This window comes from Kitasatospora sp. NPDC057936 (assembly GCF_042887525.1).
Taxonomy (GTDB): Bacteria; Actinomycetota; Actinomycetes; order Streptomycetales; family Streptomycetaceae; genus Kitasatospora.
This window is the reverse complement of record NZ_JBHVPD010000010.1, coordinates 100538-123331: the sequence shown is the minus strand read 5'-3', so window position 1 is coordinate 123331 and position 22794 is coordinate 100538. Positions and strand designations below refer to the sequence as shown.

15 protein-coding genes and 1 tRNA gene are annotated in these 22794 nt (G+C 68.7%); 4 read left to right on the top strand and 12 right to left on the bottom strand.

Annotation, left to right across the window (positions count from 1 at the left end):
• Nucleotides 1-88 precede the first annotated feature (88 nt).
• From ACFVU9_RS08415 to ACFVU9_RS08405, 3 genes are all read right to left on the bottom strand, one after another.
• Complete coding sequence (locus tag ACFVU9_RS08415) at nt 89-724, bottom strand: hypothetical protein (RefSeq protein WP_387591240.1); 636 nt, start codon at nt 722-724, stop codon at nt 89-91.
• A 145-nt stretch (nt 725-869) separates the two neighbouring features.
• Nucleotides 870-1655: a helix-turn-helix domain-containing protein gene (locus tag ACFVU9_RS08410; protein ID WP_380501101.1), complete on the bottom strand. Its 786-nt coding sequence runs from the start codon at nt 1653-1655 to the stop codon at nt 870-872.
• A gap of 119 nt (nt 1656-1774) precedes the next feature.
• Nucleotides 1775-1847 (bottom strand) — tRNA-Leu (locus ACFVU9_RS08405).
• 142 nt (nt 1848-1989) lie between these two features.
• On the opposite strand from ACFVU9_RS08405, the gene ACFVU9_RS08400 reads away from it, so the two are divergent.
• Nucleotides 1990-2607, top strand: a complete 618-nt coding sequence (locus ACFVU9_RS08400) for an ANTAR domain-containing response regulator (protein ID WP_380440485.1) — start codon at nt 1990-1992, stop codon at nt 2605-2607.
• Between the two features lie 60 nt (nt 2608-2667).
• Here ACFVU9_RS08400 and ACFVU9_RS08395 read toward each other — a convergent pair whose 3' ends face one another.
• The 6 genes from ACFVU9_RS08395 to ACFVU9_RS08370 form a co-directional block, all read right to left on the bottom strand.
• Nucleotides 2668-3384 (bottom strand): ABC transporter ATP-binding protein, encoded by a 717-nt coding sequence (locus tag ACFVU9_RS08395; RefSeq protein ID WP_380440483.1) that lies wholly within the window; start codon nt 3382-3384, stop codon nt 2668-2670.
• Nucleotides 3381-4220 (bottom strand): ABC transporter ATP-binding protein, encoded by an 840-nt coding sequence (locus ACFVU9_RS08390; protein ID WP_380440602.1) that lies wholly within the window; start codon nt 4218-4220, stop codon nt 3381-3383. Before ACFVU9_RS08390 ends, ACFVU9_RS08395 begins: the two co-directional genes overlap by 4 nt.
• 8 nt (nt 4221-4228) lie before the next feature.
• Nucleotides 4229-6157 carry a branched-chain amino acid ABC transporter permease gene (locus tag ACFVU9_RS08385; RefSeq protein WP_387591237.1) on the bottom strand — a complete coding sequence of 643 codons (1929 nt, stop codon included), beginning with the start codon at nt 6155-6157 and terminating at the stop codon, nt 4229-4231.
• Nucleotides 6158-6162: 5 nt separating this feature from the next.
• Complete coding sequence (locus ACFVU9_RS08380; protein WP_359963001.1) at nt 6163-7092, bottom strand: branched-chain amino acid ABC transporter permease; 930 nt, start codon at nt 7090-7092, stop codon at nt 6163-6165.
• Between the two features lie 186 nt (nt 7093-7278).
• Nucleotides 7279-8511 (bottom strand): branched-chain amino acid ABC transporter substrate-binding protein, encoded by a 1233-nt coding sequence (locus ACFVU9_RS08375; RefSeq protein ID WP_380501105.1) that lies wholly within the window; start codon nt 8509-8511, stop codon nt 7279-7281.
• 590 nt (nt 8512-9101) lie between these two features.
• Nucleotides 9102-9566 carry a hotdog fold thioesterase gene (locus tag ACFVU9_RS08370; RefSeq protein WP_329928273.1) on the bottom strand — a complete coding sequence of 155 codons (465 nt, stop codon included), beginning with the start codon at nt 9564-9566 and terminating at the stop codon, nt 9102-9104.
• Between the two features lie 32 nt (nt 9567-9598).
• On the opposite strand from ACFVU9_RS08370, the gene ACFVU9_RS08365 reads away from it, so the two are divergent.
• Nucleotides 9599-9742, top strand: a complete 144-nt coding sequence (locus ACFVU9_RS08365) for a hypothetical protein (protein ID WP_387591232.1) — start codon at nt 9599-9601, stop codon at nt 9740-9742.
• A gap of 210 nt (nt 9743-9952) precedes the next feature.
• Nucleotides 9953-12643 (top strand): DNA polymerase I, encoded by a 2691-nt coding sequence (gene polA, locus ACFVU9_RS08360; RefSeq protein WP_380440600.1) that lies wholly within the window; start codon nt 9953-9955, stop codon nt 12641-12643.
• A gap of 71 nt (nt 12644-12714) precedes the next feature.
• Here polA and ACFVU9_RS08355 read toward each other — a convergent pair whose 3' ends face one another.
• Entirely contained in the window at nt 12715-13443 is a 729-nt protein-coding gene (locus tag ACFVU9_RS08355) for an SDR family oxidoreductase (protein WP_387591229.1), read from the bottom strand.
• A gap of 221 nt (nt 13444-13664) precedes the next feature.
• Between ACFVU9_RS08355 and ACFVU9_RS08350 the strand changes: the two genes are divergently transcribed.
• Nucleotides 13665-14261, top strand: coding sequence for a hypothetical protein (locus ACFVU9_RS08350; protein WP_387591226.1), 597 nt, complete (start codon nt 13665-13667; stop codon nt 14259-14261).
• A gap of 950 nt (nt 14262-15211) precedes the next feature.
• Here ACFVU9_RS08350 and ACFVU9_RS08345 read toward each other — a convergent pair.
• Nucleotides 15212-15451, bottom strand: coding sequence for a hypothetical protein (locus ACFVU9_RS08345; protein ID WP_380501111.1), 240 nt, complete (start codon nt 15449-15451; stop codon nt 15212-15214).
• 3 nt (nt 15452-15454) lie between these two features.
• Nucleotides 15455-22681: an RHS repeat-associated core domain-containing protein gene (locus ACFVU9_RS08340; RefSeq protein ID WP_387591223.1), complete on the bottom strand. Its 7227-nt coding sequence runs from the start codon at nt 22679-22681 to the stop codon at nt 15455-15457.
• Nucleotides 22682-22794: the final 113 nt, after the last annotated feature.

Sequence of the window (22794 nt, the reverse complement as noted above, 5' to 3'; positions counted from 1 at the left end):
ACCCGCGCCGCCCCCCCCGGGGGGCCCCCCGTGTCCGTCGCCCCCCACCGGGGGGGGGCCCCGCGGGGGGGCCGCGCCCCCCCCGCCGTCAGTACTTGGGGCCGATGTGGGCGTCCATGAGGGCGACGGAGTCCTTGCGGGCGACGGAGACGTTGACGGCCCCGGTGGGGCGGGTGACGGACTTCCAGCGGACGCCGACGGCGTCGAGTGTCGCGGTGAAGAGGCCGACGATGTCGGCGGAGGTGTTGGTGAAGAAGTACCGCGGGTACTCGTAGCGCTTCTGGACGCCGCTCACGGTTCGGGTGGTCCAGTTGGTGATGCGGCAGCCGTCGGAGTGGATGAGGCCGCGCAGGAACTCCCAGGGGTGCTCGTCGACGATCTCCTGCTGCCAGGGGGCGAGGGTGATCCGGCGCAGGTGCTTGGGGCCGGGCCCGTGCTGGGGAAAGAGGCAGGGCCAGTGCTTGCTGGTGCTGACGACGCTGGTGCAGCCGGGCGCGTGGACGCGCAGGACCTTGTTGTGCGGCATGACGGCGGAGACGGCGCGCTCGCATTCGTCGATGAGACCGGGCCAGGTGTCGCAGCAGGCGATTTGGAGGGCGTAGACCTTGCGGCGGCCCTCGCTGATGCAGCCGTCGCCGAGGTAGAGGCCGAGCAGGTAGGCATAGCTGGAGTGAGGCCGCGAGGGGTCGAGTCGGCCGTCGAGGAGCGGACACTCTGCGGTCATGCGGGGGCTGGGTGCTGCACCGGAGGCCCACTCGCGGATCGCCGATCGGGATATGCCAGTGGTTCGGCTTACTTGGCTGAAGGTCAGGCCGGAGGCGTGGAGGGCGAGGGCGTGTTGCCGAGTGGCCAGGTCGTACATGGCGTCGTCAGTGCTTGGGGCCGATGTGGGCGTCCATGAGGGCGACGGAGTCCTTGCGGGCGATGGAGATGTTGACCTGGCCCGTGGGGCGGGGGATCGAGGCCTTCCACTCGACGCCGACGGCGTCGAGTGTGGCGGTGAAGAGCCTGATGATGTCGGTCGAGGTGTTGGTGAAGAAGTACCGCGGGTACTCGTAGCGGCGGACGACGCCGTTCTTTGTCCGGGTCGCCCAGTTGGTGATGCGGCAGCCGTCGGAGTGGATGAGGCCGCGCAGGAACTCCCAGGGGTGTTCGTCGACGATCTCCTGCTGCCAAGGCTCCAGGGCTATGGTGCGCTCGTGCTTCTTGCCAGGACCGTGCTGAGGGAAGTAGCAGGTCATGTGCATGGAGTAGAGCTTGACGTTGTGGCAGCCCGGGCGTTGCAGTCGGTAGGTGTTGTTCTTCGGGAACACTCTGCGCATGGCTTGCTCGATAGCATCCATGACCCCTGGCCACTTGTCGTCACACGTGACGAACAAGCTCTGTGTCCTGGACATGTTCGAGTGTGTGATGTGGCCGTCGCCCAGGTAGGCACCGAGAAGGTAGGCGTAGGCCTGGCGGTTGAGCTCGTCGGAGTAGCAGCGGAAGCACGTGGCGCGCTCAGGGGCCGGGAAGTCCCCGTGTTCGGCGCGATCCTGCAGCTTCCACCATGAGACGGTGCCGGTTGGAACTCCGAGTCGGCGGGAGACATCGCAGTTGCGGGCGCCCTGACGTAGCAGCAGGACGGCTTCTTCGCGGAGGGATCGAACTGCCATGCGGGCGATCCTGCGACCCTTGCGTCGAACGCGCGGGCGAACGGGATTGTTTCCACTCGAACGAATGAAGATCGCCAACCATTAGGTAGCCCTAAGTGGCTTTAGAATCGAAGGAAAAGTACCCCGGGTGGGATTCGAACCCACGCTGGCGGCGTTTTGAGTGCCGTGTCTCTTCCGCTGGACTACCGGGGCATCCACAGATTCGAAGGTTGCCCCCCGACCCTGTTGAACTCAAACATACCGTGTCTAGGTACCCTCGTGCATGCAGTACCCCGCCGGAACGAGGAGCCACGTGAGCGCCGCCGACGAGCAGGCACAGCCGCTTGAGACCGATATGCCCCAGATCACTCGGATTGTGATCGCCGAGGACGAGGCGTTGATCCGTCTTGATCTCAAGGAGATGCTCGAAGAGGAGGGTTACACCGTCGTCGGCGAGGCCGGGGACGGGGCCACGGCGGTGCGGCTGGTGGAGGAGCTGAAGCCGGATCTGGCGATCTTCGACGTGAAGATGCCGGTCCTGGACGGGCTCTCCGCAGCGGAGCAGATCCATGAGAAGCACCTGGCTCCGGTACTGATGCTGACCGCGTTCTCGCAGCGGGAGCTGGTGGACCGGGCGCGGGATGCCGGGGCGATGGCGTACATCGTGAAGCCGTTCTCCAAGGCGGACCTGGTGCCGGCGATCGAGATGGCCGTTTCGCGGTACGCGGAGATGCGCACGCTGGAGCAGGAGATCGCGGACCTCTCGCAGCGCCTGGAGACCCGGAAGCTGGTGGACCGGGCGAAGAGCGTGCTGCAGACGAAGTTCGGGCTGAACGAGCCGGCTGCCTTCCGGTGGATCCAGAAGACGTCGATGGACCGCCGCATGACGATGGCCGCCGTCGCCGAGGCGGTCATCGAGGAGGGCGAGGCCCAGGACCGCAAGAAGGCGGACGAGGGCAAGCCCGCCGAGTAGGGCGGCTTGGCGAAGGGCCCGGCAGATCGTTTCTGCCGGGCCCTTCGCCGTGTGCGGGGATCAGTCCTCGCCGAGGTACGCCTTGCGCACGGACTCGTCGTGCAGGAGGTCGGCGCCGGTGCCGCTGAGGACGATGCGGCCGGTCTCCATGACGTAGCCGCGGTCGGACAGCGAGAGCGCCGCCTGGGCGTTCTGTTCGACGAGGAGGATCGTCGTGCCGCTCGACTTGAGTTCGACGATCGTCGCCATGATCTTCTGCATCATCAGCGGCGACAGGCCCATCGACGGCTCGTCGAGCATCAGCAGCTTGGGCTGGGACATCAGCGCCCGGCCCATCGCGAGCATCTGCTGTTCGCCGCCGGACAGGGTGCCGGCGGCCTGCTTGCGGCGCTCGCCGAGGATCGGGAACAGGGTGTAGGCCCGTTCCACGTCCGCGGTGATGCCGGCGGTGTCGCTGCGCAGGAAGGCGCCGAGGAGGAGGTTCTCCTCGATCGTCATGCGCGGGAAGATGTGCCGGCCCTCGGGGGAGTGGGCGAGGCCGAGGGCGACGATCTTGTGGGCGGGGACGGTCGCGAGGTCCCGGCCCTCGAAGGTGATCCGGCCGGCGGTGGGTCTGAGCAGGCCGGAGAGGGTGCGCAGGGTGGTGGTCTTGCCGGCGCCGTTGGTGCCGATGAGGGTGGTGACCTCGCCCTGGTTGACGGTGAAGCTGATGCCCTTGACGGCTTCGATCTTGCCGTAGGAGACGCGGAGGTCCTCGACCTCCAGGAGCGCGGTCACTTGGTGTCCTCCGGTGTTGCGGTGGTGCTGTCCTCCAGCGGGGCGCCGAGGTAGGCGGTGATGACGCGCTCGTCGTTCTGGACGGTTTCGCGGTCGCCCTCGACGATCTTCTGGCCCTGGACGAGCACGGCGGTGCGGTCGCAGAGGTTGAAGATGAACCGCATGTCGTGCTCGATGACGAGGATGGAGATGCCCTTGTCGCGGATGGCGAAGACGAGTTCCTCGGCGGCGCGGGTCTCCTGGGGGTTCATGCCGGCGGTGGGTTCGTCGAGCAGGAGGAGGCCGGGGTCGGAGGCGAGGGCGCGGGCGATCTCCAGCTTGCGCTGCTCGCCGTAGGGGAGGTTCCGCGCGAGGTGGTCGGCCTTCTCGGCGAGTCCGGTGAACGCGAGGAGTTCCATGGCCCGTTCGCGGCTCTCGGCTTCGGCGCGCTTGTACCCGGGGCCGCGGAGGATGGCGGAGAAGAGGCCTTCCTTGGTGCGGGTGTGGCGGCCGACGAGGACGTTCTCCAGGACGGTCATGTTGGCGAAGAGCCGGATGTTCTGGAAGGTGCGGGCGATGCCGGCCTGGGTGACGAGGTGGGGTTTGGGCGGCAGGACGGTGCCCCGGTAGCGGACCTGGCCCTCGGTGGGGACGTAGAGGCCGGTGAGGCAGTTGAAGAAGGTGGTCTTGCCGGCGCCGTTGGGGCCGATGAGGCCGATGATCTCGCCCTCGCCGACGGTGAGGGAGACGTCGTTGACGGCGGTGAGGCCGCCGAAGCGCATGGTGACGCCGGTGACGTCGAGGATCGGCTCAGTGGACTTCGGTGCGTCGGCGGGGGGCGTATCGGTGGTGGTCATCGGGTCGGTCACGCCCCTGCCTTGGTGAGTGCGGTCGGCTCGCCCGTGGGCTGGGCCGGGATGGCGGCCTCGTGGAACTCGAGCTGCTGCCGCCGGTTGGGGATGAGGCCTTCGGGGCGGACGCGCATGAGGACGATGAGGGCGGCGCCGAAGGCGAGGAGCTGGTAGTCGGAGAGGAATTCGAGCTTCTTCGGGATGAGGAAGAGGAGGGTGGCGCCGGCGAGGGGTCCGCTGATGGTGCCCATGCCGCCGAGGATGACGGCGGCGAGGAGGAAGGCGGAGTTGGGCGGGAGGGCCTCGGCGAAGGTGTACTGGTCGGGCGTCACGGTGTAGCTGACGTGGGCCTGGACGGTGCCGGCGAGGCCGGCGAGGCAGGCGCCGAGGGCGAAGGCGAGGAGCTTGAGGCGGAAGCCGTTGATGCCCATGGCCTCGGCGGCGGTCTCGTCCTCGCGGATGGCGACCCACGCGCGCCCGATGCGGGAGTTGCCGACGCGCGCGAAGACGAGCACGACGAGGGCCGTGACGAGCAGCATCAGCAGGTAGTAGTTGGAGAACCGGCCGAGTTCGAAGGCGCCGACGCTGTGGGACTCGCCGAGGTTGAAGCCGAAGATCTCCAGGTCGGGGATCCGCGGGATGCCGTTGGCACCGTTGGTGATCTTGGGGCCGGTGGTGCCGTTGAGGTTCTGCATGGTGATGCGGAAGATCTCGCCGAAGCCGAGCGTGACGATGGCGAGGTAGTCGCCGCGCAGCCGCAGGGTCGGGGCGCCGATGAGGACGCCGAAGATCATGGAGACGGCGGCGCCGGTGAGCATCGCGGCCCAGAACGGGAACTGGACGTGGATGGGCGAGGCGGGGGAGCCGGAGACGAGCGCGGCGGCGTAGGCGCCGACACCGAGGAAGGCGACGTAGCCGAGGTCGAGCAGGCCGGCGAGGCCGACGACGATGTTGAGGCCGAGCGCCACCGTCGCGAAGATCAGGATGTTGGTGGCGACGGAGGTGTACTGGTCGCTGCTCTGGGTGAACGGGAAGCTGGCGGCGGCGGCGAAGGCGGCGCCGGTGGTGACCGGGCGGTGCTTGACGGTCAGCGCGCGCAGCCGGGCGACGAGTCCGGACCGGGTGAGGGCGGAGGCGACGAAGACGGTGAGGAGCAGGTAGCCGGTGAAGAGCTCGCCGTAGTCGGTGTCGACGCCGAAGGTGATCACGAACAGGCCGGTGCCGAAGGCCAAGACGATGATCAAGACCTCGACCCAGGAGGGGAGTTGGCGCGGCGCGGGCAGCGGTCGGTCGATCTTCCCGAGGCGCAGCCAGGTGTTGGCGAAGTGGCCGAGCTGGACGAGGAGGACGGCGCCGGTGGCGATGGCGACGGCGCCGGCGAGGGCGGTCATGACGGGGGCGACGGGCTTGTCGCCGGGGATGGCGTGGGCGCCGATCCAGGCGAGGGGCGCGGCGGGGACGAGGAGGAAGAGCCGCCGGTCGAGGATCTTCAGCGGGACGGCGGTGCGGCGGTCGAGGGGGAGGCCGAGGGCGCCGGCGAGGCTGAGGATGCCGCCGGCGGCGAGGACCCAGCCGCCGGGTTCGAGGTTGGCGAGGCCGCCGAGGTCGACGGAGATGGCGGTGACGGAGAAGACGGCGACGGCGAGGGCGCCGGTGGCGGCGTACAGGACGGCGTTGTGGTTGCGGCCGGGGGCGGCCCAGCGCAGGCCGGGGGTGCCGTGGGTGGCGAGGAGGAGGACGAGGGTGAGGAGTCCGGCGACGAGGGCGAGCCACTGGAGGCCGGCGGGGGAGCCGTAGTAGGTGAGGTCGCCGGGGAAGTCGGAGGTCCAGGTCCAGGACATGGCGGCGGAGGCGGCGGTGGCGAGGGCGCCGAGGCCGGTGAGGGCTGCGGCGGCGCGGGCCGGGAGGGGGATGACCGGGCTGGTTTCGGTTCTGGTGGTCATGGTGGTCACGCCCTGTCCGCGACGCGCTCGCCGAGCAGGCCTTGGGGCCGGACGAGGAGCACGAGGATGAGGAGTACGAAGGCCCAGACGTCCTTCCAGGCGCCGCCTCCGAAGAGGCTCATGCCGGGCAGGTGCTGGATGTAACCGGTGGCGAGGCTTTCGGCGAGGCCGAGGGCGACGCCGCCGAGCATGGCGCCGTAGATGTTGCCGATGCCGCCGAGGACGGCGGCGGTGAAGGCCTTGAGGCCGAGGATGAAGCCCATGCGGAAGTCGACCTGGCCGCTGCGCAGTCCGTAGGCGACGGCGGCGACGGCGGCGAACGCGGCGCCGATGGCGAAGGCCATGACGATGATGCGGTCGGTGTCGATGCCCATGAGCTTGGCGGTGTCGGGGTCCTGGCTGGTGGCCTGCATGGCGCGGCCGGAGCGGGTGCGGGTGACGAACCAGCCGAGGGCGAGCATGCAGAGCGGGGCCGCGGCGATGAGGAAGAGGTCGCTGGGCTGGATGGTGACGGAGCCGAGGCTCAGGGGGTCGCCGGGGATCTTGGGGAAGACGCGGGCCTTCTTGGCGTCGGGGTAGAAGGAGAAGACGAGCTGCTGGAGGAGGATGGACAGCCCGATGGCGGTGATGAGGGGCGCGAGGCGGGGGGCGCTCCGCAGGGGCCGGTAGGCGAAGCGTTCGGCGGCGACGGCGGTGAGGGTGGAGACCAGGATGCCGGCGATCAGCATCAGCGGTAGGGCCAGCCACATGGTGGTGCCGCCGGGGAGGGCGAGGTAGGCGGTCAGGGCGCCGAAGCCGCCGACCATGACGATCTCGCCGTGGGCGAAGTTGATGAGCTGGACGATGCCGTAGACCATCGTGTAGCCGATCGCGACGAGCCCGTAGAGGGCTCCGAGGATCAGGCCGTTGGCCAGCTGCTGCGGTAGGTCGTGCACCGCTGGGCCTCCGTTGTGCGTTCGGGTGTCCGCGTGGGGTGGGTGGATGTGGGCGCGCGCGGGGGCACTCGTGGCGCCCCCGCGCGGGTGGTGCTGGTGAGGAAGGTGCCTCGGCCGTCGGGCCGGTGGCTCAGCGGTTCGGTCGTCGGGCCGGTGGCTCGGCGGTTCGGTCGCCGGGCCGCCGGCTCAGCCGTTGAAGGTGCCGGACTTCGCCACGTCCCACTTGCCGTCCTTGACGGTGTAGACGGTGAGCTGCTTGTTGGTGGTGTCGCCGAACTCGTCGAAGGAGACCTTGCCGGTGACGCCGTCGAAGGAGATCTTCTGGACGGCGTCGACGACGGCGGCGCGGGCGTTCGAGGGGAGCTTGCCGTTGTTGGCGCTCACGACGTTCTTGACGGCCTCGATGATGGCCCAGGCGCTGTCGTAGGAGTAACCGCCGTAGGTCTCGAACGGGTCCTTGTAGCCGGCGGCCTTGTAGTCCGAGATGAACTTGGTGGCGGTGGGGAGCTTCTCGACGTCGCCGCCGACGGCGGTGGCGAAGTCGCCGGCGCTCTTGGGGTTGAGCTTGATGTAGTCGGCGCTCTGCATGCCGTCGCCGCCCATGAGCGGGATGTTGAGGCCGGCCTCCTTGAGCTGGAGGGAGAGCGGGCCGGCGGCGGGGTACTCGCCGCCGTAGTAGACGGCTTCGGCGCCGGAGCTCTTGACCTTGGTGACGATGGCGGAGAAGTCGCGGTCGTCGGGGTTGACGTGCTCCTCGCCGGCGACGGTGCCGCCGAGCTTGGTGAACTCGCCCTTGAAGGTGGCGGCGAGGCCGGCGCCGTAGGTCTTCTGGTCGTCGATGATGAAGACCTTGGTCTTCTTCGAGTCGGTGTAGAGGAACTGGGCGGCGAAGGGGCCCTGGACGGCGTCGGTGGTGGCGGTGCGGAAGTAGCTCTTGAAGGGGCGCTTCTTCTCGCCGGTGGCCCACTTCTCGCCCTGGGAGAGGGCGACGCCGGTGTTGGCGGGGGAGATCTCGACGAGGTTGGCGTCGTTGAAGATCTGCTGCATCGACTGCGCGACGCTGGAGTTGAGGGGGCCGACGACGCCGAGGACGGTGTTGTCGGCGACCAGCTGGGTGGCGTTCTGCTGGCCGGGGGCGGGCTTGGCGGTGTCGTCGAGGGGCTTGATCGCGAACTTGACCCCGGGGACCTCGTTCGTCTCGTTGGCCTTCTTGACCGCGAGGTCGACCGAGTTCTTGATGCCGATGCCGATGGCGGAGAGGTCGCCGGTGAGCGGGGCGTCGACGCCGATGGTGACGGTGGTGCCGGAGCCGCTGCCGCCGCCGTCGGCGGACTTCTTGTCGCCGCGGGAGCCGCACGCACTGAGGCTGAGGGCGGCGATCACGGAGATGCTCACGACAACTGCGGAACGATGACGCACGGGGGTCCCCTTCGGTACAGGAAGGCGCCGCGCCGTAGTGGCGGGAGCCGGGATGCGCGGTGGCCTGGCCCAATCAGGGTGGCGCGGTGACTGGCCGTGACTCTAGGCGCCGTGAGGCGGCTGGGGCAGTGGTGTAGCGAGGCTGTGATTCTCTTGTTATGAGCACACGTAGTATTTGTCTCAGCATGTGGTCGTTCTGATTCGACCGACCCGGCGGCGGCGGGCGTTTACTTGCTGGTAGAGCGATGTAAGGGCCAGAAATGGGGGTTGCTGCTGGCTGCACCGATAATCGAACAGCGCCGTCCGGTGTGCAGGTTCCGGGCGTACTCGTCCGGATTGCGGACAAACGATGGCATGTCAAGGCGCTCCGGCTGCCCTTCGGGCTTCGGAGTGGCCGAATGCTCGGATTTCCTGGCTGTTACGCAGCGTTACAGATGAGGGATATCCTGACGCGTGTCCGGATATGCCACCGCCCCCTTGCCTGGACCAACGCCTGCCCACGATGGCAGAAGGTCAAACAAGGGGGCGGACAAGAGATCTGACGGGGCATCTGCCCTGGCGGGACGCCGTCAACGGCGCCCTGCGGGCCGTCAGAGGTCGCGCAGCATGCAGGTCAGCCGGCAGCTGGTGACCCGGCGCCCGGTGTCGTCGGTGATCGCGATCTCGTACGTGGCGGCGGTGCGCCCCTTGAAGACGGCCGTCGCGACGCCGGTGACCAGCCCGGACGTCGCCGAGCGGTGGTGGGTGGCGTTGAGGTCCACGCCGACCGCGTACCGGCCCGGGCCCGCGTGCAGCATCGCGCCGATCGAGCCGAGCGTCTCCGCCAGCGCCGCCGACGCGCCGCCGTGCAGCAGCCCGTACGGCTGCTGGTTCCCCTCGACCGGCATCGTGCCGACCACCCGGTCGCCCGAGGCCTCGACGATCCGGATGCCGAGCTTCTCGCCGAGGTGGCCGCCGGAGAACGTCTCCGGGCTGACGCCGAGCTTGGCGAAGTGGTCCAGCACCTCCTGCGGGACCTTCAGGACGGGGGTGGCGTCGGGGGCCGCGTCGGTCATGGGGGAACTCCTGCCGCTCGGGGGGTCACGTCGTGCTGCTGCTGCTGCTGCTGCTGGTGCTGGTGCTGGTGGTGCTGGTGGTGGTGGTGCGGGCGATGCCGGTGGTGCCGGCTGTGCGGGCCGGGCCGGGCCGGCCGTCGTGGTGGTGCTCGTCGTGCCGGTCGTGCCGACTGTGATCGTACGACCGTCCTACTCGACGGTAGCCACGGCCCGCCGCCTCGCCCGGGCACGTCGCACTCCCGTCCGGCGCGCCCCGTTTTGTCGGTGCCGGGCCATAGGATCGGGGGCCGGTAGTGGAATCGGCAGGAACGGACGTTGACGTGGCTACGCAGAGTACGGACAAGGGCGCGACGGGTGGCGGCGGGGCCGGCCGGCGGCCCCGGCTGATGCTGCTCGACGGGCACTCGATGGCCTACCGGGCCTTCTACGCCCTGCCCGTGGAGAACTTCAACACCTCCACCGGCCAGCCCACCAACGCGGTCTACGGCTTCGCCTCGATGCTCGCCAACACCGTCCGTGACGAACAGCCCACCCACCTCGCGGTCGCCTTCGACCTCTCCCGCCAGACGTTCCGCTCCGTCGAGTTCCCCGACTACAAGGCCAACCGCGCCAAGACGCCCGACGAGTTCCGCAGCCAGATCGGCCTGATCGGCGAACTGCTCGACGCGATGAACGTCCCGCGGCTGACCGCCGAGGGCTTCGAGGCCGACGACATCATCGCCACCCTGGCCACCGCCGCCGAGGCGGCCGGCTTCGACGTCGACATCGTCACCGGCGACCGGGACTCCCTCCAGCTGGTCACCGAGCACGTCACCGTCCTCTACCCGACCAAGGGCGTCTCCGAACTCACCCGCTACACCCCGGAGAAGGTCGCCGAGAAGTACGGCGTCACCCCGCGCCAGTACCCCGACCTCGCCGCCCTGCGCGGCGACCCGTCGGACAATCTGCCCGGCATCCCCGGCGTCGGCGAGAAGACCGCCGCCAAGTGGGTCAACCAGTTCGGCTCCTTCGACGAACTCGTCTCCCGCGCCGACGAGGTGAAGGGCAAGATCGGCGAGAAGCTGCGCGAGCACCTCGACTCCGTCAAGCGCAACCGCGTCCTCACCGAGCTCGTCCGCGACGTCGAACTCCCGCTCGGCGTGCCCGACCTGGCCCGCGCCTCCTTCGACAAGGCCGCCGTCGGCACCCTGATGGAGTCGCTGGAGTTCCGCAACGCCAACTTCCGCGACCGCGTCTTCGGCATCGACCCGGCCGGCGGGCCGGAGGCCGCCGAAGCCGAACTCGCCCCCGGCGTCGAGGTCGACGGCGAACTGCTCACCGACCCGGGCACGCTGGCCGCCTGGCTGCGCGAGCACGCCGCCGACGGCAAGACACCGGTCGCGCTGGCCGCCGTCTACCAGTGGGCGCTCGGCACCGGCGAGGTCACCGAAGTCGCCCTCGCCGTGGGGGAGACGGCCGCCTGGTTCGACCCGGCCCTGCTCGCCGAGGAGGACGAGCGGGCCTTCGCCGCCTGGCTCGCCGACGCGGCCGCCCCCAAGGCCCTGCACATCGCCAAGCAGGTCATGCGCGCCTTCGCCGAGCGCGGCTGGACGATCGAGGGCGTCGTCGCCGACACCGCCCTCGCCGCCTACCTGGAGAAGCCCGGCCGCCGCACCTTCACCCTGGAGGTCCTCGCCGAGGAGTACCTGGCCCGCTCGCTCACCCCCGCCGCCCCGGCGGCCGAGAGCGGCCAGCTCGCCTTCGACGCCCCCGAGGAGGACCCGGCGGCGGGCGCCCAGGCCCTCATGCTCCAGGCCCGCGCCGTCCTCGACCTCGCCGCCCTCTTCGACACCCGCCTCGCCGAGGTCGGCGCCGTCGAGCTCATGCACGACATGGAACTGCCCATCGCCGCCCTGCTCGCCCGCATGGAGCGCTACGGCATCGCCGCCGACCGCGACTGGCTCACCACGCTGGAGACGCAGTTCGCCGCCGAGATCCAGCGCTGCGTCGAAGAGGCGCACGCCGCCGCCGGGCACGAGTTCAACCTCGGCTCGCCCAAGCAGCTCCAGGAGATCCTCTTCGGCGAGCTCGCCCTCCCCAAGACCAAGAAGATCAAGACCGGCTACACCACCGACGCCGACGCCCTCACCTGGCTCGCCACCCAGACCGACAACGAACTGCCGGTCATCCTGCTGCGCCACCGCGACCAGGCCAAGCTGCGCACCACCGTCGAGGGCCTGCTCAAGACCGTCTCGCCCAAGGGCCGCATCCACACCACCTTCAACCAGATGGTGGCCGCCACCGGCCGGCTCTCCTCGCAGGACCCCAACCTGCAGAACATCCCCGTCCGCACGGAGGAGGGGCGCGCCATCCGCCGCGCCTTCATCGTCGGCGAGGGCTACGAGTCGCTGCTCACGGCCGACTACTCCCAGATCGAACTGCGCATCATGGCCCACCTGTCGGAGGACGAGGCCCTGATCGAGGCCTTCGCCTCCGGCGAGGACCTCCACACCACCGTCGCCTCCCAGGTCTTCGAGGTCCCGGGCGGCTCGGTGGACGCCGAGATGCGCCGCAAGATCAAGGCGATGTCCTACGGCCTCGCCTACGGCCTCTCCGCCTACGGGCTCTCGCAGCAGCTCGGCATCAAGCCGGCCGAGGCGCAGGGCCTGATGGACACCTACTTCGAGCGCTTCGGCGGCGTGCGCGACTACCTGCGCCGCGTCGTCGACGAGGCCCGGGCCACCGGCTACACCGAGACCCTCCTCGGCCGCCGCCGCTACCTGCCCGACCTCAACAGCGACAACCGCCAGCGCCGCGAGATGGCCGAGCGGATGGCCCTCAACGCCCCGATCCAGGGCTCGGCCGCCGACATCGTCAAGATCGCCATGCTGCGCGTCGACGACGCCCTGCGCGAGGCCGGCCTCACCTCCCGGATGCTGCTCCAGGTCCACGACGAAATCGTGCTGGAGCTGGCCCCGGGCGAGCGCGAGCCGGTCGAGGCGATCGTCCGCGAGCAGATGGCCGGCGCCTACCCGCTGCGCGCCCCGCTCGACGTCTCCGTCGGCATCGGCGCCAACTGGGAGGCGGCCGCGCACTGACGCTATTTCGGTGGGCCCGGGCGCGTGCAGCGCCCGGGCCCACCGGTTTTGGGCTCGGAGGAGATCCCGCTTCAGACCTGTTCGAAGTGGAACGCCTTGATGAAGCAGTCGCGGGGCTGGCCGACCGCGAAGAGGACGCATTGCACGAGGGACTGCGCGGTGAGGGCGTCCTCGGCCCCGCGCGGTGTGGTCTCCCACTCCTCGGCGAGGGGGTCGGGGTTGGCGAAGTCGGGAGGGTAGAGGGAGATCACCCGAACCCCCTGGGGCCGCAGGCGCTTGGAGAGGATGTCGACGAACCCTGCCTGGGCGCTCTTGGCCGCGTAGAAGGCGTCGTGCGCGTCCGACCGGTGATGCCCCGCAGTGCCGCAGGCGGAGACCATGGTCACCACATCCGGCTTGTCCGAGTTGAGCAGGAGGGGGAGGAAGCTCTTCACGGTCAGGACGGTGCCGGTGGCGCCCGAGGCGATCGTGTCGACGACCTCGCCATCGGAGGCGGACAGGAGGTCCGGGCCTTCGAGGTAGCGGGAGCCGTTGTTGATCAGCACGTCGACGTGGTCGGTGTGCCGGCCGACTCCGGCAGCGAAGCCGCGGATCGAGGCGGGGTCCGTCAGGTCGCAGGCGAAGGCGTGGACGCGCTGGTGCCCTCGGTCACGAATCTCGTCGCGGACCCGCTCGGCGGCGGCGAGAGTGCGCGCGGACAGGAACACCTCGGCGCCGAGGTCCGCGAGACGAACGGCCAAGGTGCGCCCGAAATCCCGGCCGGCAGCGGTGATGACCACTCGGTGGTCGTCGAATCTCATGTCAGTGCTCCTGGCTGGCGGATCGGGTGTTGCGGTGGCGGCAGTTCCTGCCGGCCATGCGTCCAGGCTTGCCGACGCACAGCGGTGTCACATCCTCCTGGACGGCCGGAGCCATCCCCTCGCCGGGGGAGACCGGGGGCGTCGATGACGGTCCTGGCCCGCCGCTACGATCTGCTCGGTTCGCTGCGCGAAGGGCGCGGCGCAGGGCGGGGGAGCGGGCGTTGGCCGAGGTGGACGAGGGCGCGGGGCAGAAGTGGTACCGGCGGCCCCGGTTGGTGATTCCGGCTGCCGCGGCCGTGGCGCTGCTGCTCGTCGGCGGCTCGGTGTGGGCGCTGTCCGGTGCGGACGGCGTGACGCCGACGGCCGTGGCGACCGCGAGTGCGAGCCCGACCGCTGTCCCGACTGCCGTCCCGACTGTGACGGCCACGGTGGCAGCCACGCCGACGCCGAGTCCGACCGAGGCGCCGCCGTCGCCGCAGCCGTCCGCCACGGAGACGGCGACCCCCACGGCGGAACCCACGAGCGACGCTCCGGCCCCCGCCGCGAAGAAGCCGACGAGCACCCCGGCAGCGCACCCCAGGACCGTCGACACCCCCGCACCGAAGCCGAAGCCCCAGGACCCGAAGCCCCCGGCCGCCCAGGACCCCCACACCATCCCGCCCGTGCCCTGCACCGTCTGCTCGACGACCCCGCAGCCCGGCTCGGGCGACTGCTACCCGCGCGGGGCCGCCCAGGTCATGGTCTGCGGCCCGGTCCAGACCGGCATCCCGATCCCGCGCCCCCCGGCCCCGGCATTCACGCCGGGCTCCGTGCACTGAGGCGGGAACTCGGGGCGAGAGCGCGGTCCGCGCCCAGCATGGCTTGCATCGAACTCTCGATCTGAATTCCTTCCGATCGAGCCATCGCCGTTAACTCAATTAGATCCGCCCTCGCTCCATCAGCGATGCGCAATTGAGTTAGTCAATTTTCCTCCCAGGGCCCTCCAGGAAACCCCAGAGATCACAAGAGATCATGTACACCCCATGCCCTCCGGCTTCAATCCCCGGCGCACCGCAGCCATGTTGCCTGTGGGCCAGGGCGGTGAATTTGTGATCATCCTCGATTACCGTGACGTGCCCTCGGGAAGTGCCCGGCCCGGTCGGGACATCAACGCCATCCGAGCGCCGCGTTAGACCGTGGGTCGAATTGGCCTGTGATCCATATTTAAAAGTTTGCAAATGGAGAGGTCTCGTTGAAATACCAACCGAGGCCTCTCCATTACATTGCGCGCCACCCGGCATCATCTGCGCGGATCATAAGCCACCCGTAGCTCCATTAGGGGATCGGGCCTCTGGCGATAGTCTATGCCGCGGGTCACATGAACAGGTCTCCGAGTGACCCTTGACCGAGCCGCCGCAGTTGTGCACAAGTATCGGCGCAGTGCCCGCCAGCACATAGTACGTGTGGAGGTCAGTGGCGGAGAGGTTGTGGGTGACCGTCTCGGTGGCGCCCCAGCCTCGAGAGCCATCGGCCCTTAAGTCTGGACTGTTAAGTCAGCAGCTGCCGGGCGCCCGTCATATCGCCACCCAGCACGTTTACGTACTCGCCGGAGCCTTGAATCAGCCTTTAGGTCGAACTGGCATAACAGTCCAAATACCTTTAGGGGCTTCGATCGACCAGTAGTCCATCGAGGCCCCAAAAGGCACCCTTCATCAAAGGGCGACTTCGACTGGCATATCAAACTCGCGCAGAATGTTTGGCCGATTCATGGCGCCCGGGAATTCCTTAATTAGCCGAGCTGCACCTCGCGGCGCAGGATGTCGGACGAAATCCCGCCCTCGTACCAGCCGCCAATGTCTTGCATTTGCCGAATCGACAGATTGAATGCAATGCGATATTCATTCAAAATGGCAAGTGATCGCTCCTGGAACTCCCCGTGGTTCTCGCGCATGTACTCGGCAATCTGAACAATATCCATCCCAAGTTCAGATAGGTTCCGCAACTCCGAAATCCAGTCGTTCTGTGTCATGTTCTATGGCCTCCAGAATTGTGCCGAAACCGCCGCATAGTCGCCATCCAGGCTTGGTATTGCGCGCGTTATTCTCGCGCTAGTGAAGCCATATTCGGCGGCCCGCTGCCCGGTCCACGTGGATCTCGCCGCCGACTTCAAGGGCGTCCCGCCGGCCACCAGCGAATTGAACGCCTTCAAGTTGTCTCCGTATGACCAGTTTCCCTCGATGCTCTGAACTCGATCGCCAAAATGATCCATCACCATGCCAAACATTTGCTTACCAGAAAGCGGCGAGCCCGGGAGTCTATCCATTCCCAGTGTCAACTTTCCCTGATCGTCTAGCAGCGCAATGGTCATCGAGCCGCTGTCAGAATGGGCGATGGTTATTGAGTTGTCGGCGTGCTCGACCGTGACACCTTCTGGAAGGTTGTCGCCACAGTTATGCACAAGGACCGGCGTCGAGCCTGCCAGCACATAGTATGTGTGGAGGTTCGCGACGGTCAGGTTGTGGGCGGCCTGGGGTGCTGTGATGTAGGTGCGGGTTGCGAGCAGGACGACCAGACCATGGTCCGGGGTTTCGAGTTGGTGGCCGACCTGCAGGTCCTGGGCGTCGGCCCAGGTCTTGGCAGTTTCGTCCCAGTACGGGTGGTGGGCAGTGGAGACCAGAGTCGCGTTTGCCTGCGGCGAGGCCTTCCCGCTGGAGGTGGAGAGGGTCAGTTCGGTGAAATGAGTGTCGTCAGGGGTGACGATTTTGGCAGTGACGGGTTCGGGCGAGGTCTTGCCGGTCTGAGGGTCGGTGGCCGTGACCGTATCGTCGGGCTTGATGTCGCCGATGGCCTTAGTGGTTCCATCGGCCATCAGGACTGGTGTATCGGCCGGGAAGCTGTTCTTGCACGGGCCGCTTGCTCCTTCGAAATTCTCGCCGACCTTGTGCGCCACCACGGCTATCAGGACCAAGCCAGTGATTTCTCCGGCCGTGTACTCGCCCTGGCCGTTTTTGACCTGGTCGACCATCTGCCTGGCGGTGTCGAGCAGTCCCATGTCGTTCTTGATTGCCGCCACAACCGGGACTGAATTGAAAACGTCGACAGCGAACGACTTGCAAGCCTTCCCGTCCCCGGTCACGCAACCCTTGGCGTCCTTGTATGACTGGGTCACGCTCTCGACGGCACCCTTGACGGCGTGCTTGAAGCCCTTGTAGAACTCGCTCTCGTCGTGGATGACCGCCATGGGCTTCGATACACCGGGGTGCTTGGTGATCTGGGCCTTGACCCACTGGTTGGTGACGTTTTGCGTGTCGTCCTTGAAGGTTTCGTAGTACCGGCGCTGGACGTCGCCCTGGACGTAGTTGCTGGTATCGGCGGTGTTGTTGAGGGTGATGGTGCCGCCGTGGCAGTCGTACAGCTGGCCGCATTCCTCGGCCTTGAGGCCGCTGGGGTCGCTGAGGTTCTGCGGGTCGTTGTTGCTGTAGGCGTACGCGTTCCACTGCTGCGGGTCGCCTGTGTCTAGCAGGGGATCCGGGTTGAGGAAGCGGCCGGTGGTTGGCTGGTACTCGCGAGCGCCGAGGTTGGTCAGACCCGTCGCGTCGTCCTTGGTGCCGCCGACGAAGCCGTGGTCGCCGGCCCAGGTGGTGGGCTGGGTTCCGCGGGGGTTGCCGAACGGGTCGGACGGGCGGCGGGATTCGGCGAGGGTGGTGCCGTCCAGGGCCAGGTTGCCGGTGCCGTGCGGATCGGCGATCTGGTAGGTGCTGGTGCCTCCCTGACGGACCAGGGTCACGCCTCCGGGGATCTGGTAGTAGCGGACGCCGGTGACGGTGCTGCCGTTGTAGACGAGTTCGTCGCCGCCCAGGTTGATGGTGGTCTTGCCAGGGTCGCGGCGGATGAGCTGGTTACCGGCAGCGTCGTAGAGGTAGGTCGTCGGTCCCGGCGTGCCGGTCTTGGCGTAGGAGGCGAGCCTGTCCTCGCCGTTCCACGTCAGGGTGGCGGTGCCGGAGGTGTCCGTGACGGCGGTGGTGTTGCCCGCCGCGTCGTACTGGGCGCTGGAGGCGCTGGTGCCGTTCGGCGAGGTGGTGTTGGTGGTGGTCAGGGCGTGCGGTCCGCCGGTTCCGCCACCGGTGTTGGGCGCGGTGGTGGGGGTGTTGACGGTGCCGGTGGCCGGGAAGGTCTGGTTGGTGGTGGTGTCCTTGGTGGTGTCACCGGACGGGTCGTGCTGGACGAGCTGGGTGCGGTTGCCGGTGAGGTCGTAGCCGTAGCTCTGCCAGTACGCGGCAGGCCCCCCGACGGTGGTCTTCAGCGGGGCCTGGACGCCGCTGGTCGGCGTTGAGTTGGCGCAGGAGCCGATGCCTCCCACCGTCGGCTGCGGAGCCTGGGTGAGCGTGCCGGTGTCGGTCCAGGAGTTGGTGAGCCGGCCGAGGTAGTCGTAGTTGAAGCACTGGAGGTCGGTGGACGACGGGATGTTGTTCGGGATGTTGCGGACCGCCGTCATCCGCCCGGCGGCGTTGTAGGCGTACGTGACCTGCTGGACAGCGCCGGTGGCGGCGGTCTGCTTGTCGACGAACTGCGACAGCGGGCGGCCGGTGGACTCGTCGTAGGTGTTGGTCACGACGATCTGGGTGCCCCACGGATTCACCGTGGCGCGGGTGCTGCGCCCGTAGGCGTCCCAGTCCGAGGACACGTCATAGGTCGCGCCGCCGAAGGCACCGAAGCTGCTCAGCAGACCGTTGGTCTCGTAGGTGTAGTTGATCGTCTCCTGGGCGATGTCGCCGACAGCCGAGCGGTTGTCGGCGGCGACGGCGCCGGTGATCGGGTCGAATCTCGCCTGGTAGGTGTAGGTGAACGGGGTGGTGCCCTGGCCGATCTCGGTGCCGGGGATCGTGATGGTGGTCTTGGTCGGGTGGTAGGCGGTGTCGTAGGACAGGACCGAACTGGTGTAGGCGCTGCCGGAGGCGCCACCCACGTAGCGGGTCGACGTGGCGGGCAGGCCCGGGAGGACCGTGTCGTAGGTGGAGCCGGTCAGCTGGTTGGCCGGTGCGACCGAACCGGCGTAGGAGCCGGTCGGGCGGCCGAGCAGGTCGTACGTGTAGGCGACGGTCTGGCCGCGTGCGTCCGCGGTGGAGGCGAGCCGGCCATCGGTGTCGTAGGTCTTGGTGCTGGTCCCGGTGTCCGGGTCGGTGGCGGTGACCTCACGGCCGCGCAGGTCGTACCCGCGGGTCCAGGTGTTTCCGGCCGCGTCCTTGTGCGAGGCGAGCTGGCCGGCCGCCGTGTAGGAGTACGAGGTGACGTCCGCGTCGGCCGGGTTTCCGGTGGCGGTCGCCGTCTTGTACTGCCACAGCTGGGCGGTGTGTCCGTGTACGTCGGTGACGACGGACGTGGGCGTCGTGCCTGCCGGCGGAGTGGTATCGGTCCGGTCCGCACCGGGGTACGCCGTAGTGGTGGTGTTCTGGGTCACGCCGTAGGCGACGAACTGTTGCGTCACCGGGCGGCCGAGCCCGTCGTAGACGTTGTACGTCTGGGCCGGGACCTTCTGCGTCGTGGTCTGGAACAGCGTGGTGGAAGGCGCCGAGTCGTTGTTGTACCAGGGGCTGTTGGACCTGGTGACACGGCCCTGCGAGTCGTACACGGTGTCGGTGATCAACCGGCCGGTGTAGGCCGAATGAGCCGGGGTCGACTGGGTCTGAACCACCCTGCCCATGCCGTCCATGATCTGGATGCCGACGGCGTACGACTTCCCGTTCGCCAGCAGCGTGGAGCTGGTCACGGTCGGCGGTACGGCGTTGCCGTTGACCATGCCCGGCGTCGAATACGCGACTGTGGCGCTGGCGCTGGCCGTGGTCGCGCGCCCGGGGGCCCAGACGCTGGTGACCCGTCCGAGGGCGTCGTAGGCCTTGGTAGCCGCGCGGCCGTTCGGGTCGGTGGTCTTTATGGTGAGGGCGCGGGCCGTATCCAGCGTGGTCGTGGTGGTGCGACCGGTGGCGGTGTCACTGGCGCCGGCCGGGGCCGGGGTGGTGACGCTGACGGTGCCCGGCAGCTCACCGGCGGTCGACGCGGTGTACGCGGTTGTCGTGGTGGCGCCACCCGGGTGCGCGCTGTCGGTGGCGTCGGGGTCGGTCACGCTGACCAGTCGGCCGTAGCCGTCATAGGCCTGGTTCACCGAAGTGAACTGGGCGTTGCCCGAGGCGTCGTAGTGGTCGAGCGCGAACGTCGTCGTCGCGTCGTGCGCCGTGCCCAGCTGGCCGACGCCCTGACCGTCGTAGGCCGTCCTGGCCCAGGAGACGGTGTTGGCAGCCGTCGGTGTAGCGGTGCAGGCGTTGCTGCCCGAGACCGCGATCACCTCGGACGGGAGCACCTGGACCTGCGGGTCGGAGCCGGCCGCGTAGTTGGTGCGGGCGCAGATGTCCGGCAGGCCGTCGGCGGTCTCCAGCGAGGTCAGGAGCCGGTTCCCGTGCGCCGGATCGCTCGTGACGGTCTTGGCGACCGTCCCCCACGTGCCGTCGGACTTCAACGACCGGGAGGTGGTGACCGCGCCGGTGAAGTTGTAGCGGGCCGTGAGCGCAGGCATGCTGCTGCCCTGGCTGTGCGTCGCCGTGGGCACAGGACCACTGGAGGTGCTGACCGAGTAGCCGACGACGCTGCCGCCGGCCTGCGCGTAGGTGTCGGACTCCAGGGTCTCGCCGGAGAGCCAGTCGGAGTCGGTGACCTGACCGCTCATCGGGCCCGCGACCGAGACACTGCGTGTGGTTCCGCTTGCGAGGACGTCACCGTCCATGCCCTGGTAGTAGGTGGTGGAACTCTGGGACTTGGGGCCGTCGTTGCCGCTCCCGGTGATGGCGGTGACGCTCGCGTAGCCGCGGAACTGGTCCCAGGTGCGAGCGTTGTCGCGGGTCGTGGCCGAGTCGTTGCGGTGCCAGGCCGCCTTGCCGTAGCTGTAGCTGGTCACCATCGGCGTCGAGCCCGGGGTGCCAGGGTTCGTAGTGACGGTGGCGACCGGGTACTTCTGGAACCAGTCGTCCACGGGGGTCGCCCCGGCAGCCGAACCCGGCGGGTTCCACTTCACGTTGTAGCAGGAAAGCGTGTCACTGTCGGCGGAGGCCGGCATGACGTTGTTCACCCGAGAGCAGTCGGCGGGAGCGTAGTTGACGCCGATGGTCCCGCCGGTCTCCGTGGTGATCATCTGGATGCGCGGCCGGTTGTAGGCCGGCGGTGCGGGCACCAGGTTCGTGCCGTCCACCCGGTTGGGCAGCAACATCGGAGTGAAGGACACCGGCTGCAGCGGGACCGGCGTCCCGGAGGCCTGGGTGTCCTGACCGGTGCGCTGGACCGAGGCCAGCCACGGAACCTTCGTATTCTCGGTCGGGTTCTGCGCGTTGACGAACGTGTGGTTCAGCGCGTACGAGTCGACCGTCTGGTAGGTGCCGTTGACCCGGACCTGGGTGACGATCGACGACAGCCACTTGGTGGTCCAGAACGTCGGCCCGTAGTTGGTGCACCCGCTGGTGGCGTCGCACTGCTGGTCGAGCGGGACGTCCGGCCAGTTCGGCGCGTTGGCCGCGGTGCGTTGTGACGGGTCGCAGACCCCGCTGGAGGGATCGCACCGCTCGGCGGTATTGAAGACGATCTTCGCGGCGGGGTTGTACGTGCCGCCGTTGTTCAGCTGGTCCGACAGCAGCTGGCCGTAGCCGATCGAAGAGGGCACGCCACTACGGGTGTAGACGGTGCTGGTCCCGTTCCCCTGACCGCCGCCGAGTGAGTAGTAGTTCGTCTCGGGGGTGTAGGTGTTGGTGACCAGGTTGCCGTGCGGGTCGACCGTGAAATCGAGGTTCCAGCGCCACGCGGTCTGGCACCACGAGCCCTGGCCCTTGGCCGGGTCGTAGCACGGGTCCCCGCTGTTGGGGGAGAAGACCGGGACGGTCCACGCCGAGCCGCTGTCCGCGCCGAGCGTGGTCGGGTTGCCGTTCGCGTCCGGGACGTGGTTCAGGCCGAAGTAGTACACCGTGCCACCGGTGTCGGTGACCTTGATGTAGGAACCGTTCCAGGTGCCGTTGGTCGCGCCGGTCAGGAACTGGATCTTCGTGCCGTCGTCGTTCTTGAGCCGCCAGGTGCAGGCGGCCTGCTCCATCGCGGCGGGCGCGCCGGACTGGCAGGACGCGTCGTCCGGCACCAGCTGGCCGGAGTGGCCGCCCAGCGACAGGGCCATGTTGGCGCCGCCCCAGCACTGGTCGCCGGAGCCTGCGATCCCGTCCAGCGAACAGGGCTTGAAGGACCGCTCGACGAAGCCCGGGCTGTAGTCCCAGCCGTCACCGATCCAGGAAGCCTGCGAGTTCGTCGACGAGGTCTTGCCGTCCACCGACGACGAGTCGTACGACAGCGCCACCTTCGGACCCGAGCCCGCCAGCGCCGGCGGCGCCTGGATCGGATAGCCGTACGTGAACGCGCCCGACGCCGCGCCGCCGGTCCAGGCCTGCGAGGGCGCGAGCGGGGTCGCCGCGTAGGTGCCCGCGCCGCTGGAGGAGCCCGACACCACGGCGACCGTGGTCGACGTCGTGGTGTCGCCGGCGTACACGGCCCGGACCGCGCCGTCGGCCACGGGGGCCGAGGCCTTGATGGTTGCGGACTTGGCGATTCCCGTCCCGGTCAGCGGGACGTCGGCGACGAGCTTCTTCGTCGCCGGGTCGTAGTGCGAGTCGAGGGGTGTCTGCTTCTGGCAGTCCGGGGACTTCGGCGTCGTCGTCGCGCAGGCCGGCAGGACCACCAGGTGGGCCCGAGCGGCCCAGTCCGCGCCGAACGCCGTGTCCAGGCTCGAGGCATCGACACCCAGGCGTACTGGCGCGTCATCGCCCGCACCAGGACGCGTGAGGGTCAGCGCCACACCCGGAATGCCGGCGGCCGCGGTGGACTTGGCGTCCGCGACGTCGACCTGGATCGTCTGGCCCGCAGCCGACGAGCCCGCCAGCGGCGCGACCGTGACCGGAAGTCCCGAGGCCTTCGCCTCGGCACCGGCCTGCGGACTCTCACCCGCTCCGAGTGCCTTCGCCTCAGGCGCGGTTCCGAGCGTCACCGAGGCGTGGCCACTCGGAAGCGCCTGCAGCCCCTTCGGCGGAGTCCACGTCGGCGGTACCGGGTGCTCCGGCTTCCGGGCCGGGACCGGTGTGACGTTCTGACCGGAGACGGAGGCCGTCTTCGGCAGGGCCGTGTTCGGCGGGGACCACTTGCGCGAGTAGTCCGGCCCGTCCGCCGCTACCGCGAACGGCACGGGGGCCAGGAGCGAACCGAGGACCGCGGCCGTCGTGACGGCCGCGAGCCGGCTCCTCAGCTTGCCCGTTCCGCCCCTTTCCCTCTCAAAACTTGATGGTCGTCTGAATAGCA

Excerpts from the sequence above, each read along its gene's own strand:
- ACFVU9_RS08415 (WP_387591240.1), bottom strand. The coding sequence starts at position 724 with ATGACCGCAGAGTGTCCGCTCCTCGACGGCCGACTCGACCCCTCGCGG.
- ACFVU9_RS08410 (WP_380501101.1), bottom strand. The coding sequence starts at position 1,655 with ATGGCAGTTCGATCCCTCCGCGAAGAAGCCGTCCTGCTGCTACGTCAG.
- ACFVU9_RS08400 (WP_380440485.1), top strand. The coding sequence starts at position 1,990 with ATGCCCCAGATCACTCGGATTGTGATCGCCGAGGACGAGGCGTTGATC.
- ACFVU9_RS08390 (WP_380440602.1), bottom strand. The coding sequence starts at position 4,220 with ATGACCACCACCGATACGCCCCCCGCCGACGCACCGAAGTCCACTGAG.
- ACFVU9_RS08385 (WP_387591237.1), bottom strand. The coding sequence starts at position 6,157 with ATGACCACCAGAACCGAAACCAGCCCGGTCATCCCCCTCCCGGCCCGC.
- ACFVU9_RS08370 (WP_329928273.1), bottom strand. The coding sequence starts at position 9,566 with ATGACCGACGCGGCCCCCGACGCCACCCCCGTCCTGAAGGTCCCGCAG.
- polA (WP_380440600.1), top strand. The coding sequence starts at position 9,953 with ATGCTGCTCGACGGGCACTCGATGGCCTACCGGGCCTTCTACGCCCTG.
- ACFVU9_RS08355 (WP_387591229.1), bottom strand. The coding sequence starts at position 13,443 with ATGAGATTCGACGACCACCGAGTGGTCATCACCGCTGCCGGCCGGGAT.
- ACFVU9_RS08345 (WP_380501111.1), bottom strand. The coding sequence starts at position 15,451 with ATGACACAGAACGACTGGATTTCGGAGTTGCGGAACCTATCTGAACTT.